Source organism: Thalassobaculum litoreum DSM 18839 (assembly GCF_900102465.1).
Lineage (GTDB): Bacteria > Pseudomonadota > Alphaproteobacteria > Thalassobaculales > Thalassobaculaceae > Thalassobaculum > Thalassobaculum litoreum.
Window position 1 is genome coordinate 75,916 of sequence record NZ_FNBW01000017.1, and the last position, 14,956, is coordinate 90,871.

Below are 14,956 nucleotides of genomic sequence, written 5' to 3' on the forward strand. Positions count from 1 at the left end.
TCGGTCTTCACCGTTGGCGTTACTGCCCGTCGTCGTCCGCCGCGCTCTCGCGCGACCTATCCTCGTGAGGCATGTCCTCGTGAGGCATGTCCTCTTGCGACACGTCCTCGTCGGCCATGGCCAGACGCGCGACGCGCATCGAAATCTTCCCGTCCCCCTCCAGGGCTGCCCGGTCCATCCGGTCGGCCAGACGCTCGGCGGCGTCGAAGGACCGCTCCATCCGGTTCACCAGATAGGCGATGACGTCATCGCGCACCAGGACCTGACGGTCGGCGAAATGCTTGGCGAGCACGCCCGCCAACAGCGCTTCGTCCGGCAGTCCGATGGTCGCGACCGGCAGGGTCGCCAGCCTGGACGCCAGGTCGGGAAGGGTTATCTCCAGCCTGGCCGGAGGAGTGCGCGACAGGATAACGAGGGAGCCGCTCCGCTCAACCACCATATTGAACAGATGGAACAGGGCCGGCTCGTCGATCCCGCCATCGACCCGGTCGACCACGGCGTTGCGCGCCTCGCCCAGGGCGTCCGGCACCGTCCGCGGGGTCAGGTCCGGCGCGTCGATCAGCGCCGCCCCGCTCGCGGCCTGCCAGACCGCGGCCAGGTGGCTCTTGCCGGCCCCGGCCGGACCGACGATGGCCAGCCCGCGCGCCGGTTCCGGCCAGTCCGGCCAGCAGTCGATCCAGGCGGCCGCCTCGGCGTTGGAGGCGCCGACCAGAAAGTCGGCCCGGCCGAGCGCCGGCCGGAAGCCGAGATCGAGGGCGAGCTGTCGTCGGTTGGCTGCGTCAGTGCTTGTGGTCATCGAACTCGGCGCGGTTCGGGGCATCGTCGGGCGGCGGTATGCCGTGAAGATGCAACGGGCTGGCGAGATAGTGCTCCAGCGCGAACCGCGTCAAGACGCCAATCACCGCCGCCACCGGCACCGCCAGCAGCACGCCCAGGAAACCGAACAGCGCGCCGCCCGCCAGCAGGGCGAAGATCACCCAGACCGGATGCAGGCCGACCGCATCGCCGACCAGATTCGGGGTCAGGAAATTGCCCTCGATGAGCTGGCCGGCCAGGAAGATCCCGGCGATGATGGCCACCGGCTGCCACGAGTCGAACTGGGCGGCGGCGAGACCGACACTGAGGATGGCGCCCAGGGTCGAGCCGACGAAGGGCACGAAGGAGACCAGCCCGGCGAACAGCCCGATCACCAGACCGAAGTTCAGCCCCGCCAGGGACAGGCCGATGGCGTAGAACACCCCCAGGATCAGGCAGACCGTCCCCTGCCCGCGCACGAAGGCGGCGAGCGTGCGGTCGATGGCGCCCATCTGCGTGCGGATCGTCGGCGCCTGCTCGCGCGGCAGCCAGCCGTCGATGGTGGCCACCATCTTGTCCCAGTCGCGCAGCAGGTAGAACGAGACGATCGGCGTAATCACCAGGATGGACAGGACATTCGCCAGCCAGGCGCCGCCGCTCAACAGCTTGCCGAAGATATTGCCGACCCAGGTCAGCGCATTGCCGGCGATATCCGGCAGCTTGTTCACTGCCGATTCCTCGTCGAACCCGCTCAGCAGTTCCTGGATCTTCGGGCCCACCCGCTCGCGGATCAGCTCCACATAGGTCGGCACCGCGTTGGCGAACTGCTCGACCTGGGTCTGCAGCAGCGGCAGCAGCAGCAGCATCAGACCGATGGTGATGATGAAGAAGGCCAGCACGACGATGGTCGTCGACAGGGTCCGGCTGAGCTTCAGGCGCTCCAGCCGGTCGGCCACCGGGTCGAGCAGATAGGCGACCGCCATGCCGGCGACGAACGGCAGCAGCACGTCGCGCAGCACGTAGATCAGGATCAGGAATCCGGCGAGGAAGAGGAGCCAGAAGATCTGGCGCTCGCGTCTTGTCACGGCCGTTACCCGGCCGCCGGGGCCGGCAGCGGCGACACGTTGCCCGGGGCTGGAGAGAAGCCGCCCGGCCCGCCGGTCGGCGGCGCGGTGTCGACCGGCGCCGTCGTGCCCGGAGACGTGGTGCCCGGAGACGTGGTGCCCGGAGCCGTCGTGCCCGGCGCTGTTGTGCCGGCAGCCGGAGGTGCCGCCGGGGCGGCGCCGGGGGCGGGCGTGCCGTAGCTCTCGCGCGGTGTCGGGATCTCCTGGCCGCGCTGGACCAGCATGTAGTCGCCGGCACCCGGCAGCAGACGCAGGTTCTGCTGCTCCAGGGCGACACGGAGCTGTTCGGCGCCGCCGTTCACCCAGAGATCGACCACCGCCTCGACCCGGGTGAGCTGGATCACGTCGAACCGGGAGATGATGATCGTCTTCTCCAGGGCCTCGCGGATCGCCAGCCAGCGTTTCATGCTGTCTATCGGCACCGTCACCGTCACCCGGGACTCAAGCCCGCCCTGGATCAGGTTGTCGCGCTTCCAGGCATCCTCGAGCATGGCGACCGCGCGTTGCACCGCCGCGTCGTAGGCCGTCCCGCCGCCGCCATCGGCCGACACCGTATCGGTCATCGTGGTACCCGAGCCCGACGCTCCGATCCGGCGCACCGACAGGTTCAGCGCCCCGTCGGAGCGCGGCTCGGCCACGACCACGGCCGCATCGCGGGCCCCGTAGCGCTCGGCGATGTTGGCCAGCGCCGCCTCGTCGCCGGCGGTGGCCTGAGCGGTGGTCAGTTCGCGCACGTCGGCGATATCGGCATACGGTACGACCACCGGCACGAGCCCGGCCTCGATCGACGCCCGGCTCCACGCGGCGCGGAAGGGGTTGCCCTCCTCCCACAGCATCGTGCCGTTGCTGCCGTCGAGCACCGGGATCACCAGCACCGGCAGGCTGCGGGTCTCGGCGAAGGGGACGCCGGTCTGCATCAGGAAATTGCGCACCCGGCCCGGATCGAAGGCGAAGGTCATCTTGGCGACGTAGCGCACCGCCGAACTGCGCTCGTCGGCGACCTCGAAGCCCAGGGTCAGGTTGGCCAGCTCATTGTCGGACTGCTGCCCCACCGATCCGGTCGAGCCCTTCGGCACCAGCCGGTCGATGAGCCGCTCGAAGGCCAGCCGGCGGCCTTCGCGCACCGCCTTGTCGCGGGCGGCCGAGGGGCTGTCCGCGGTGGCGTCCACCGGGACGCCGCGCACGGTGTAGATCTCCTGGGCCGACGCCTCGGCGCCGCTGAAGGCCACCGCCAGAAGCATGAGCGAGGCGATGAGGATGGATCGATGGTGCACGGTTTCTTCCCACTTGCCGCTTGCGGGGAGCATGAGCGTCACGGCATAAACCCGCGAACACGTCGAAAGGTTCCCTTTATCCTGAAGGTAAATGGCAACCGGACCGGAGTTATAGCCCAGCGCGGTGGAGGACACCATAACCGCCCCTAGCGACAGTTACTCAAAGGGCCCCGGCACCGGTGGCGCGAACACCCCCCTCACCTATCGGGACGCGGGCGTCGATATCGACGCGGGCGACGCCCTGGTGGAGGCGATCAAGCCGCTTGCCGCCTCAACTAGGCGGCCGGGGGCGAACGCCGATCTCGGCGGTTTCGGCGGGCTGTTCGACCTGAAGGCGGCCGGTTTCTCCGACCCGATCCTGGTGGCGGCCACCGACGGCGTGGGCACCAAGCTGCGGGTGGCGCTGGAATCCGGCAAGCACGACACCGTCGGCATCGACCTGGTCGCCATGTGCGTCAACGACCTGGTGGTCCAGGGCGCCGAGCCGCTGATGTTCCTGGACTACTACGCCACCGGCAAGCTGGAGGTGGCCGTCGCCCGCGACGTGGTCGCCGGCATCGCCGAGGGTTGCCGCCAGGCCGGATGCGGGCTGATCGGCGGCGAGACCGCCGAGATGCCGGGCATGTATTCCGAAGGCGATTACGATCTCGCCGGCTTCTCCGTCGGTGCGGTCGAGCGCGACCGGGTGCTGGAGCGCGACAAGGTGGGCGAAGGCGACATCGTGCTCGGCCTCGCCTCCTCCGGCGTGCATTCAAACGGCTATTCCCTGGTGCGCCGGGTGGTGGAGCGCGCCGGCCTCGCCTGGGACGCGCCGGCTCCGTTCGAGCCCGGCAAGACCGTGGCCGAGGCGCTGCTGGCCCCGACCCGGATCTATGTGAAGGCCTGCCTCGCGGCGCTGCAGACCGACGCGGTGCACGGCTTCGTCCATGTCACCGGCGGCGGTCTGGTGGAGAACCCGCCCCGGGTCTATGGCGACGCTCTGGCCCTGCGGCTGGACCTGACGAGTTGGACGCCGCCGGCCGTGTTCCCGTGGCTCGCCAAGGCGGGCGGCATCGAGGGACGCGAGATGCTGCGTACCTTCAACTGCGGCCTCGGCATGCTGGTGGTGGTGCGGGCGGATGCCGTGGAGGCCGTCGAGACTGCCCTGTCCGACCATGGCGAGACGCCCGTTCGGGTCGGCCGGATCGAGACGCGTACCGGCGACGCGGTGGTGTTCGACGGTCTCGACCAGACCTGGCTGGCGTGATGGCCCGCAAACGCGTCGGCGTGCTGATCTCGGGGAGCGGCAGCAACCTGCAGGCGCTGATCGACGCCGCCTCCGACCCCGCGTATCCGGCCGAGATCGCCCTGGTCGTCTCCAACAAGGCTGACGCCTTCGGCCTGCAGCGGGCCGCCAAGGCCGGGATCGCCACCCAGGTGTTCGACCACAAGGCGTATCCTGACCGCGAGAGCTTCGATGCGGCGATGGACGCGGCCCTGCGCGCGGCGGGCTGCGAGATCGTCTGCCTCGCCGGCTTCATGCGGATCCTGTCGCGCGGATTCGTGGAGGGCTGGGCCGGTCGGATGCTGAACATCCATCCCTCCCTGCTGCCCAGCTTCAAGGGCCTGCACCCGCAGCGCCAGGCGCTGGAGGCGGGCGTGAAGGTGGCCGGCTGTACCGTGCATCTGGTCACCCCGGACCTGGACGACGGCCCGATTCTCGAGCAGGCCACCGTTCCGGTGCTGGACAGCGACGACGAAGCCGCGCTGTCGGCGCGGATTCTCGAGCAGGAACACCGGATCTATCCCAAGGGACTGGCGCTCCTGGCCGGCGGCGCCGTGCGCATCGAGGGACGGCGCGCGCTCACCGGCTGACGCCGACGCCGGATACCGCGCCCGACGTCTTGTTGCATCGCAAATCACCGGTCTAGACTTCCTCCATCGTCATTCTGGAGGGACTTTCCCATGCGCTCGCTCCCCGTCGCCGCCCTGGCTGTCGCGGTCCTGACCGTCACTGCGCTCGGTGCCCTCGCGACCCCGGCCCTAGCCCATGCCGGCATCGGCCTCGTGGCGAGTTTCGCCATCGGATTCCTGCATCCCATGACCGGCGTCGACCACATGCTGACGATGATCGCCGTCGGCACCATGGCCGCCGTGGTCGGCGGGCGCGCGATGTGGAGCGTGCCCTGCGCCTTCCTCGCCATGATGATGCTCGGCGCCGCCGCCGGATCGCTGGGCCTGCCGGTGCCGATGGTCGAATTGGGGATCGGCGCGTCGGTCGTCGTGCTCGGCCTGGCCACGACCTTCGGCCGGTCGATCCCGGAAGCCGCCGCCGTCGCCCTGGCGGCGGGCTTCGCGGTGTTCCACGGCCATGCCCACGGCACCGAGATGGCCCCGAGCCTCTCGGCCGCCGAATACGGCGCCGGGTTCGTGCTGGCGACGGCCCTGCTGCATGGCTGCGGCCTGTTCGGCGCCCGGCTGCTGTGTCAACGCTTCGCGACCATGGGGGCGAATGCGGTGCATCTGACCGGCATCACCATCGCCGCGTTCGGCGCCGGCATGGTCGGAACGATGCTCTGAGCGGAGACTCAATCGGGCGCCAAGAGACTTTTCCCGCGCGCCCCGTTCCCGTATAACCCCGTCAGATGGACGAACCTGCGCCTTGGAGGAATTTGGAGCATGGCCGGTAACGATCAATTCGCTGAACTGACCCGCGAGCGGAAGGCGTTCTGGGAAGGCTTCATGAACTTCACGCTGTGGAACGGGGTCGCCATTGCGGTCCTGCTGGTCCTGCTGGCGATCTTCGTCGTCTGAAACCAGATCCCGCGCATGAAAAAAGGGCCGGTCCTGAGGACCGGCCCTTTTCGTTTCGGCGTCGGGCCGCGATCAGCCGACGCGATCAGCCGACGATTTCGTTGCCGCTGAAGAACTGGGCGATCTCCATCGCCGCGGTCTCGGCCGCGTCGGAGCCGTGCACCGAGTTCTCGCCGATCGACTTGGCGAAGGCCTTGCGGATCGTGCCCTCGGCGGCCTGCTCCGGGTTGGTCGCGCCCATGACGTCGCGATACTTCGTGATGGCGTTCTCGCCTTCCAGCACCTGGACGACGACCGGCGCGGAGATCATGAAGTCGACCAGTTCGCCGAAGAACGGACGCTCCTTGTGGACGGCGTAGAAGGTCTCTGCCTGGCCGCGGGTCATCTGGATCCGCTTCTGGGCGACGATGCGCAGGCCCGCCTCTTCGATCTTGGCGTTGACGGCGCCGGTCAGGTTCCGCTCGGTGGCGTCCGGCTTGATGATGGAGAAGGTGCGCTCGAGGGCCATGGCTCTCTCTTCCGTTGTCTTGTTTGCGGGATATGTGGCTCGGGCACAGCGCCCGGATGTCCTGTAATGGCGCGGGCCTTATAGCGACGCGGCGGGACAGCGGCAAGCGTCGCCGGCGATTCCTCGCAAGCGGAGGCCCCTACCCGGCCTTCTCCCAGCCGCCATTGTCCTTCTGGCGCCAGTAGGTGAGCGTGTGACCGGCCTCGCGCGCCGTCTTCCAGCGCGCCCTCGCGGCGGCCACCGCCTGGTCGTCGCGGCCGTCGAACAGGTCGAACACCCGCTTGAAGCTGTCCAGGTCCGACGCCTCCATTCCTTCGGCCAGGAACAGGAAGGTGGCGCCGTTCGGGTTCTCCTCGCGCTCGGTCAGCCAGACCGGCTGCAGCTCCGCCTCGCCGTCCTTGCGGCAGCCGTGGGGCAGCCAGGACTTCTCCTCATAGACCCAGAGATGGGCGTTCAGCGCCTGCACCCGTTCCTCGGAGGCAAGCCGCACCACGGCGCGCTCGCCGGCCTCCAGCGTCCGCTCCAGCAGCTTCGGCAGGGCCCGGTCCATGGCCGTCGCGGTCAGATGGTAGAAGCCGATCTCGGTCACGGCGCGGCGCGCTCCGAACAGGTGTCACAAGCGATGACGGACCGCCCCTCCAGCGTGTAGGTTTCCAACACCCCAGATCGGAGAAGGCAATGACCGCACCGTCGGCCGAGCATAGCCATTCCAGCGCCCCCAATGCCACCGCTACCCATGCGAACGCGGATCTGCGCGCCGAGATCCGCGCGGCGACCCTGGCCGAGGAGAGCGCGCGGATCGCCGCCCTGAAACAGGCCGCCGGCCTGTCGGAGGCGGATCGGACGGCGATCTCGAAGGATGCGGCCCGGTTGGTGGAAAGCGTGCGCAGCTCGACCGAGCCGACCGCGATGGAGAGTTTTCTCGCCGAATACGGCCTCTCCACCAAGGAGGGCATCGCGCTGATGTGCCTGGCCGAGGCGCTGCTGCGGGTGCCGGACACGCCGACTATCGACGCGCTGATCGAGGACAAGATCGTCCCCGGCGAATGGGGCCAGCATCTCGGCCATTCCTCCTCCTCCCTGGTCAACGCGTCCACCTGGGCGCTGATGCTGACCGGCACCGTCCTGCGGCCGGGCGAGCAGCAGGGGCTGGTCACCGCCCTGCGCGGGGCCGTGCGCCGTCTCGGCGAGCCGGTGGTGCGCACCGCCACCGGCCAGGCGATGATCGAGCTCGGCCGCCAGTTCGTGCTCGGCCGCACCATCGAGGAGGCGATGAAGCGCGGCGCCGGCATGGAGGAGCGCGGCTACACCTACTCCTTCGACATGCTGGGCGAGGCCGCCCGGACCGAGGCCGACGCCCGGCGCTACCACCTGTCCTATTCCGACGCCATCACCGCCATCGCGCCCGCCTGCAAGTCCAAGGACATCCGCGAGAATCCGGGTATCTCGGTCAAGCTGTCGGCCCTGCACCCGCGCTACGAGGTGCCGCAGAAGCAGCGGGTGATGTCGCAGCTCACCGCGCGCTGCCGCTCGCTCGCCCTGCTGGCGAAGAGCGCCAATATGGGCTTCAACATCGACGCCGAGGAGGCCGACCGGCTCGACCTCTCCCTCGACGTGATCGAGGCGGTGCTGAGCGACGAGGCGCTGGAGGGCTGGGACGGTTTCGGCGTGGTGGTCCAGGCCTTCGGACCCCGCGCCCATTTCATGCTGCGCTGGCTGTATGAGCTGGCCGAGCGGCTGGACCGGCGGATCATGGTGCGGCTGGTCAAGGGTGCCTACTGGGATACCGAGATCAAGCGCGCCCAGACCCTCGGCCTCGACGGCTATCCGGTGTTCACCCAGAAGGCCAATACCGACGTCTCCTACATCGCCTGCGCCCGGCTGCTGCTGGGAATGACCGACCGGATCTACCCGCAGTTCGCCAGCCACAACGCCCATACCGCCGCCGCCATCCTGCACATGGCCGGTGAGGACCGGGACAGCTTCGAGTTCCAGCGCCTGCATGGTATGGGCGAGTCGCTGCACGGCACGGTGAAGCAGGAATACGGCACCCGCTGCCGGATCTACGCGCCGGTCGGCAAGCACCAGGACCTGCTGGCCTATCTGGTCCGCCGGCTACTGGAGAACGGCGCCAACTCGTCCTTCGTGAACCAGATCGTCGATGCCAGCGTGCCGGCCGAACGGGTCGCCGCCGACCCGTTCCCACAGGCCGGATCCGCCAATCCGCATATCCCGGCACCGGCAAACATCTACGGCGGCGAGCGGCGCAACGCCAAGGGATGGGACCAGACCGATCCGGTCGATCTCGTCGCCCTGGACGAGGCCCGCGCGCCCTTCGCCAAGACCACCTGGCAGGCCGCCCCGACCCATGGCGGCGACCGGCCCGGTGCCGAGGTGATCAACCCGGCCGATCCGGACGACCTGGTCGGCCGGGTCGTGGACGCGGACGAGCAGGAGGTGGAGGACGCCATCCTGCGCGCCAGGGCCGCCCAGGAGACCTGGCGCAACCGCCCCGCCGCCGAGCGGGCGAGCCTCATCGAAGCCGTGGCCGATCTCTACGAGGCGAACGCGCCGGAACTCTTCGTCATCCTGGCGCGCGAGGCCGGCAAGACCCTGCTGGACGCCATCGGCGAGGTGCGCGAGGCGGTGGATTTCTGCCGCTACTACGCCGCCGAAACCCGCCGCTTCGGCGATGCCGAGAAAGGGTGCGGCACCTTCGTGTGCATCTCGCCCTGGAACTTCCCGCTGGCGATCTTCACCGGCCAGATCACCGCCGCGCTCGTATCGGGCAACACCGTCATCGCCAAGCCGGCCGAGCAGACCGCGCTGCTCGCCGCCCGCGCCGTGGCGCTGATGCACGAGGCCGGACTGCCCGACGACGTGATCCAGCTCCTGCCCGGCGACGGCGCCAAGGTCGGTGGCGCCCTGGTCGGCGACCCGCGGATCGACGGCGTGTGCTTCACCGGCTCCACCGACACCGCCCGGCGCATCCAGCAGGCCATGGCCGAGACCGGTGCCGCCGACGCGCCGCTGATCGCCGAGACCGGCGGGCTGAACGCCATGATCGTCGACAGCACCGCCCTGCCGGAACAGGCGGTGCGCGACATCATCGCCTCGTCCTTCCAGAGCGCCGGCCAGCGCTGCTCCGCCCTGCGCTGCCTCTTCGTTCAACAGGAGGTCAAGGACCGGCTGCTGGAGATGCTGTTCGGCGCCATGGACGAGCTGCGGCTGGGCGACCCGCGCCTGCTCTCAACCGATGTCGGCCCGGTGATCGACGAAGAGGCCCGTGCCGGCATCGAGGCGCACTGCATGGCCATGGAGCAGGCCGGCAAGGTGCTGAAGCGGCTGAAGACCCCGGCCAAGGGCACCTTCGTGCCGCCGACGGTGATCGAGGTGTCGGGCATCGAGGAGCTTGAGCGCGAGATCTTCGGCCCGGTCCTGCATGTGGCGACCTTTGCGCCGGACGACATCGACGGCGTGGTCGGGCGGGTCAACGCCAAGGGCTACGGCCTGACCTTCGGACTGCATACCCGGGTGGACAGCCGGGTGCAGCAGGTGGTCGACCGGGCCGAGGTCGGCAATCTCTACGTCAACCGCAACCAGATCGGCGCCATCGTCGGCTCCCAGCCGTTCGGCGGCGAAGGGCTGTCGGGGACCGGACCCAAGGCCGGCGGTCCGCACTATCTGTCGCGCTTCCGCACGGCGGGCGAGACGCCGGAGCCGGGACAGGCACCGGCCGGGTTCGTCGACGCCGCCGCCCTGTCGCGGCTGGTGTCCTCAGCCCGGGGACGGTCGACCCTGCGCGCGGTCGGTCGGGCGCTGTCGTCCGGCTCTCCCGCACTCAGCGCCGCCGCCGACATCGCCGACCAGGTGCTGGAACTGCCGGGGCCGACCGGCGAGAGCAATCGGTTCAGCGTGCACCCGCGCGGCGTGATCCTGTGCCTCGGCCCCAGCGCGGAGGTGGCGCGGGACCAGGCGATCCAGGCGCTGGCCACCGGCAATCGGGCGGTGGTGGTCGCCCCCGGCGCGGAGGCGGCCCTGGCCGAGTTGAAGGATCTGGCCCCGGCGCTGATCGTGGCCGAGGGCACGGTGGAGATCGGCGCCCTGTCCGAGATCGCCGGGATCGACGGCGTGGCTTATGCCGGCACCCGCGAGGACGTCCGGCCGATCGCCCAGGCGCTGGCGAAGCGCGCCGGGCCGCTGCTGATCCCGATCACCGACCGCATCGACCCGGAGCGCTACGTGCTGGAGCGGCATCTCTGCATCGACACCACGGCGGCGGGCGGCAACGCCTCCCTGCTGGCGGCGAGCGGGCCTGCTTGACCCCCAGCCGTCATCCCGGTGAGCGCCGGATCAAGTCCGGGCACAGCCGGGATGACGAATACTGGTGGGGTTACGCCGCCCGCTCCCGCTTCGCGAGCGTCATCGCCGTGAGAAACGCCATCAGCCCCACCAGGACGCAGCCGAACACCATCCAGCGCACCATCGCGTAGCCGCCGACCTCCCAGATCGCGGCACCCAGGGTGGCCGCGGCGGCGTTCGCTCCCATGAACCCCAGGGCCAGCGCGCCGGAGATCGAGCCGAACCCCTGCCGCCCGAGGATCTCGGCCGTCACCACCGGCCGGGTGATCGACGTGACGCCGTAGCCGGAGCCCTGGAAGAACACGAACAGCACCAGCAGTGCCGGCAGCGCCATCGAGCCGATCAGCGACGAGATCGCCGCGATCATGAACAGGAAGGACACCGCACAGATCACCTGCATGGACAGCCGGCGCTCCACCACCATCATCGCCACCCGGCCGGCGACCTGCATCGGCCCGATCATCGAGGCGGCCAGCACCGCCGTCGCCACCGGCACGTCGCGCTCGGCCAGCATCGGCAGCAGGTGGGTGATGATGATGCCGTGGGTCAGGCCGATCATCGAGAAGGTGATGCCGAGCAGCCAGAAGGTCGGTTTGGCCATCGCCCGGCGCAGGTCGGAGGAGCTTCCCGGCAGGGGCTTGCGCGTCTCGGGCTCCTCCTCGGGCGCCGGCAGGGCGGTGCCGTAGCGGAACAGCGGGATGGCGACCACCAGGATGATCACCGCGAAGGTCAGTACTGCCACCCGCCAGCCATAGGCTTCCGACACGAACCCGGCGAGCGGGAACGAGACGGTGCCGGCGAACCCGGCGATCAGGGTGATGCGGGTGATCGCCCGGCGCGCCTCGCCGCCCATCATCCGGGTGACGAAGGCGAAGCAGGGCTCGTACAGGCATCCGGACATGCACACGCCGATGCCGAGCCACAGAACGAAGAACTGCCAGGAAGCCTGGACCACGCTCAGCAGCCCGACCAGCACGCCGCCGACGACGGCACAGACCGTGAGCACCGCCCGGCCGTGTCCCTTGTCGATGATCTTGCCCATCAGCGGGGCGCAGAGGGCGGAGCAGACCAGGGCGGCGGAATAGGCGCCGGCAAGCTCGGTCTTCGACCAGCCGAGATCGGCCTCCCAATACGCGATCAGCGCCGGGAAGCTGTAGAACATCCCGGCCCAGACGAGCGTTTCGGCAATGGCAAGGGCGGCGACGCGTCCGGTCGGAAACGCCGCCGCCGTGGAGGCGGAAGAGGTCAAGCGATCACGCCGTACAGCGCTCCCATGGAGAAGGCCCCGATAAAGGCGAAGCCCAGGTATACGGCGAACACATGCGGCCGGGCCAGAGCCCAAACCGCGATCATCGCCGGAATGGAGCTAACGCCGCCGGCCAGCAGGAAGGCCATGCCCGCGCCGGGCGCCATGCCCTGCTCGATCAGCCCGCCGACCAGCGGCAGGGCGGCGTAGCCGTTCAGATAGGCCGGCACGCCGACCAGGGTGGCGCCCAGGACCGGCAGCCATCCCTCCCCGCCGATCACCGACGTCACGGTCTCGGCCGGGATATAGGCCAGCATCAGGCTCTCCAGGAAGAAGGCGACGGCCAGCCACTTGCCCAGGAACAGGGTGTTCTCCCAGGCGTTCTTGGCGAACCGCTCGCGCCGGGCCGGCTCATCCCAGAACTTCCAGACGACCTGCTTGGGCGCACGCACGCTGGAGGCGCCGCAGCCGCCGTTGCCGACACCCTCGCGCAGCGGGTTCTCGAAGCCGCCGGCGCGCACCACGGCGAAGGTGCCGAAGCCGCCGATCAGGCCGACCGCGATGGCGGCGAACACCTTGAACAGGGCGAAATCCATGCCCAGCGTGCCGGCGGTCAGGAAGAACATGGATGGGTCCATCAGCGGCGAGGCCAGCCAGAACGCCATGACCGGCGCCAGCGGCACGCCCATGGACAGCAGGGCCGCGATCAGCGGGATCACGCCGCAGCTGCAGAACGGCGACAGAGCGCCCATCAGGGCGGCGGCACCGATCATCGTCACCTCCCGCCCCTCGAAAGCCCGAGCAATCAGGCCGTCGGCCCCGCTCGCCTTGGCATAGGCGGCGATGGCGATGGAGGCGAACAGGAACGGTGCCACCCCCAGCAGGGCCTCGCCGACGAAGATGGCGCTGTCCCGCGCCTGCCCGGCGTTGATGATCGCGAGCACGGCGAAAGCCGCCAGGACGACGACCAGCGTCCAGTCAATCCTGCCGGCGAGACGCCGGGTGGTCAGGGCCATGTCGGCCATCGGGTTGCTCCTTCTTCCTTATTCCCAAGAATATCGACATTCCTGGGCAAAAAAAAGCCGCGATTACGCGGCGTCGCAGGATCTGCCGCGCGCGTCGGCGCAGCACTCCCGGGTGAGATAGTCGATGGTCGCCTGCATCTCGGAATAGTTCGCGTGGCAGTACAGGGTGGTCCCGTCCCGCTCCTGGCGGACCAGATCGACGGCGATCAGTTTGTGCAGGTGGTGCGACAGGGTCGAACGCGCCGTGCCCGTGCGGGACTGGATCTCCCCCACCGGCAGTCCGTCCGGCCCGGCCCGCACAAGGGTGCGGAAGATCTCCAGCCGGGTCGCGTTGCCAAGCGCCTCCAGACGGCGCGCTGTCTCTGTGCTGTCCATGAGCCACATATATGACGGATCGGCCGCCTCTTCAACGATATTCCGAAGAATATCGGAATATAGATTCTGGCCCCACGGTACGGCCCACGATCTGGCCGGCTGATCCACCTGCCGCTTTCACGCGTATTAGGCGCATTCGCAGCGACGAGGTACCGGCCCGATGTCCGCCCCGTCCGATCATCCGCTGAGGTTTCCGCTGGCGGCGGAGCTGCACGCGCGCCCGTTTGCAGAACTCGAGGCGCCGGAGCGGATCTCCCATATCGCCCTGCTCACCGGCACCGGCTCCCGCGAGGTCGAGCGCGCCCGGCTGGCGGATCTCTGCGCCAGGCTCGGCGGCACGCCCCCGGGCGAGGAGGCGACCCACCACATCATGGATTTCGGCACCTTCCGCCTGAAATGGGAGCGCCATACCGAGTTCACGACCTACACCTTCCTGCGCCACGGCCCGTTCGACGCCCCGTTCGCCGAGCCGGCATCGGCCCTGGCGCCGCCGGACTGGCTGGCCTCCCTGCCCGGCGAGCGGGTCGTGGCGATCCACCTGGCCCTGCTGCCGGAGACCAGCGACCGGGCCGAGGAGGATCTGGCCAAGCACCTGTCGCTGTCTTCGCTGTGCCGGGCGACCGTGCTCGGCGGGGCGGCGGAGATCTCCACCGACCACCGGATCGCGCCGGACGGCTTCGTGCGCATGCTGGTGTTCGACCGCACCCTGCTGCCGCGCCAGGCCGGGCGGCTGGTGCAGCGTCTGGTGGAGATCCAGACCTACCGCGACATGGCCCTGCTCGCCCTGCCCAAGGCGCGCGAGGCGGCCCCGACCATCGCCCGGATCGATGCGTCGCTGGCGGAGCTGACCGGCACGATGACCTCGGTCGGACAGATCGACGACGAGCAGCGGATGCTGGAGCGGCTGATCACCCTGTCGGCGGAGATCGAGGAGAACATCGCCGCCACGTCCTACCGCTTCGCCGCGGCCCGGGCCTATGAAGGGCTGGTGGTCGACCGGGTGGTGGAGATCGCCGAGGTGCCGCTGGGCGACCACCCGACCCCCAGCGCCTATGTGGACCGCCGTTTCACCCCGGCCATGCGGACCTGCGAGTCGACCGCATCGCGGCAGTCCTCCCTGTCGGAGCGGGCCACCCGGGCGGCGAACCTGCTGCGCACGCGTGTGGACATCACCCTGGAGGCGCAGAACCGCGACCTGCTCGCCTCCATGGACCGGCGCGCCCGCCTCCAGCTCCGCCTGCAGCAGACCGTGGAGGGCCTGTCGGTCGCCGCCATCACCTATTACGTGGTCGGGGTCGCCGGCTATCTGCTCTACGCGATGAAGTCGATCGGCGCCGAGATCAACGTCCCCGCGGTGCAGGGCTTCGCCGTGCCGGTGATCGCAATCCTGGTCTGGTCGGGGGCCCGCAGGGCGCGCAAGCGCATCGCGCGGGAGAAGGACGGGTAGAGCACGA

14 protein-coding genes are annotated in these 14,956 nt (G+C 69.5%); 6 read left to right on the plus strand and 8 right to left on the minus strand.

Annotated elements, in window-relative coordinates:
- Nucleotides 1–19 precede the first annotated feature (19 nt).
- From BLS34_RS21815 to BLS34_RS21825, 3 genes are read right to left on the minus strand one after another with little or no spacing between them, the layout of a single operon-like run.
- A complete protein-coding gene (locus tag BLS34_RS21815; RefSeq protein ID WP_093153836.1) occupies nt 20–796 on the minus strand; it encodes a P-loop NTPase family protein in 777 nt (258 codons plus the stop codon).
- Nucleotides 780–1,880, minus strand: coding sequence for an AI-2E family transporter (locus BLS34_RS21820; RefSeq protein WP_028792570.1), 1,101 nt, complete (start codon nt 1,878–1,880; stop codon nt 780–782). The genes BLS34_RS21815 and BLS34_RS21820 overlap by 17 nt, the downstream gene beginning before the upstream one ends.
- 5 nt (nt 1,881–1,885) lie before the next feature.
- The gene (locus BLS34_RS21825; protein WP_175474339.1) at nt 1,886–3,193 is read right to left on the minus strand and encodes a DUF2066 domain-containing protein; all 1,308 of its coding nucleotides are present in this window, start codon (nt 3,191–3,193) and stop codon (nt 1,886–1,888) included.
- Between the two features lie 124 nt (nt 3,194–3,317).
- Between BLS34_RS21825 and purM the strand changes: the two genes are divergently transcribed.
- The 4 genes from purM to BLS34_RS21845 all read left to right on the plus strand — a co-directional run bounded on the left by purM (nt 3,318) and on the right by BLS34_RS21845 (nt 5,986).
- Nucleotides 3,318–4,439 carry a phosphoribosylformylglycinamidine cyclo-ligase gene (gene purM / locus BLS34_RS21830; protein WP_425441465.1) on the plus strand — a complete coding sequence of 374 codons (1,122 nt, stop codon included), beginning with the start codon at nt 3,318–3,320 and terminating at the stop codon, nt 4,437–4,439.
- Nucleotides 4,439–5,047 carry a phosphoribosylglycinamide formyltransferase gene (purN, locus tag BLS34_RS21835; RefSeq protein WP_093153841.1) on the plus strand — a complete coding sequence of 203 codons (609 nt, stop codon included), beginning with the start codon at nt 4,439–4,441 and terminating at the stop codon, nt 5,045–5,047. The genes purM and purN overlap by 1 nt, the downstream gene beginning before the upstream one ends.
- 90 nt (nt 5,048–5,137) lie before the next feature.
- Nucleotides 5,138–5,752, plus strand: coding sequence for a HupE/UreJ family protein (locus BLS34_RS21840; protein ID WP_093153843.1), 615 nt, complete (start codon nt 5,138–5,140; stop codon nt 5,750–5,752).
- A 99-nt stretch (nt 5,753–5,851) separates the two neighbouring features.
- A complete protein-coding gene (locus BLS34_RS21845; protein ID WP_084618582.1) occupies nt 5,852–5,986 on the plus strand; it encodes an aa3-type cytochrome c oxidase subunit IV in 135 nt (44 codons plus the stop codon).
- Between the two features lie 85 nt (nt 5,987–6,071).
- Here the strand turns inward: BLS34_RS21845 and ndk are convergent, their stop codons facing one another.
- Both ndk and BLS34_RS21855 read right to left on the minus strand, forming a co-directional pair.
- A complete protein-coding gene (gene ndk, locus BLS34_RS21850; RefSeq protein WP_093153846.1) occupies nt 6,072–6,494 on the minus strand; it encodes a nucleoside-diphosphate kinase in 423 nt (140 codons plus the stop codon).
- Between the two features lie 139 nt (nt 6,495–6,633).
- Nucleotides 6,634–7,083 (minus strand): DNA polymerase III subunit chi, encoded by a 450-nt coding sequence (locus BLS34_RS21855; RefSeq protein ID WP_028792575.1) that lies wholly within the window; start codon nt 7,081–7,083, stop codon nt 6,634–6,636.
- A gap of 89 nt (nt 7,084–7,172) precedes the next feature.
- Between BLS34_RS21855 and putA the strand changes: the two genes are divergently transcribed.
- Nucleotides 7,173–10,817 (plus strand): bifunctional proline dehydrogenase/L-glutamate gamma-semialdehyde dehydrogenase PutA, encoded by a 3,645-nt coding sequence (gene putA, locus BLS34_RS21860; RefSeq protein WP_093153848.1) that lies wholly within the window; start codon nt 7,173–7,175, stop codon nt 10,815–10,817.
- Nucleotides 10,818–10,887: 70 nt separating this feature from the next.
- Here the strand turns inward: putA and BLS34_RS21865 are convergent, their stop codons facing one another.
- The 3 genes from BLS34_RS21865 to BLS34_RS21875 form a co-directional block, all read right to left on the minus strand.
- Nucleotides 10,888–12,105: an MFS transporter gene (locus tag BLS34_RS21865; protein WP_215906188.1), complete on the minus strand. Its 1,218-nt coding sequence runs from the start codon at nt 12,103–12,105 to the stop codon at nt 10,888–10,890.
- Nucleotides 12,102–13,127: a permease gene (locus tag BLS34_RS21870; RefSeq protein WP_093153851.1), complete on the minus strand. Its 1,026-nt coding sequence runs from the start codon at nt 13,125–13,127 to the stop codon at nt 12,102–12,104. The genes BLS34_RS21865 and BLS34_RS21870 overlap by 4 nt, the downstream gene beginning before the upstream one ends.
- A 63-nt stretch (nt 13,128–13,190) precedes the next feature.
- The gene (locus tag BLS34_RS21875) at nt 13,191–13,502 is read right to left on the minus strand and encodes an ArsR/SmtB family transcription factor (RefSeq protein WP_093153930.1); all 312 of its coding nucleotides are present in this window, start codon (nt 13,500–13,502) and stop codon (nt 13,191–13,193) included.
- Between the two features lie 160 nt (nt 13,503–13,662).
- On the opposite strand from BLS34_RS21875, the gene BLS34_RS21880 reads away from it, so the two are divergent.
- Complete coding sequence (locus BLS34_RS21880) at nt 13,663–14,949, plus strand: DUF3422 family protein (RefSeq protein ID WP_093153853.1); 1,287 nt, start codon at nt 13,663–13,665, stop codon at nt 14,947–14,949.
- The last annotated feature ends 7 nt before the right edge of the window (nt 14,950–14,956 follow it).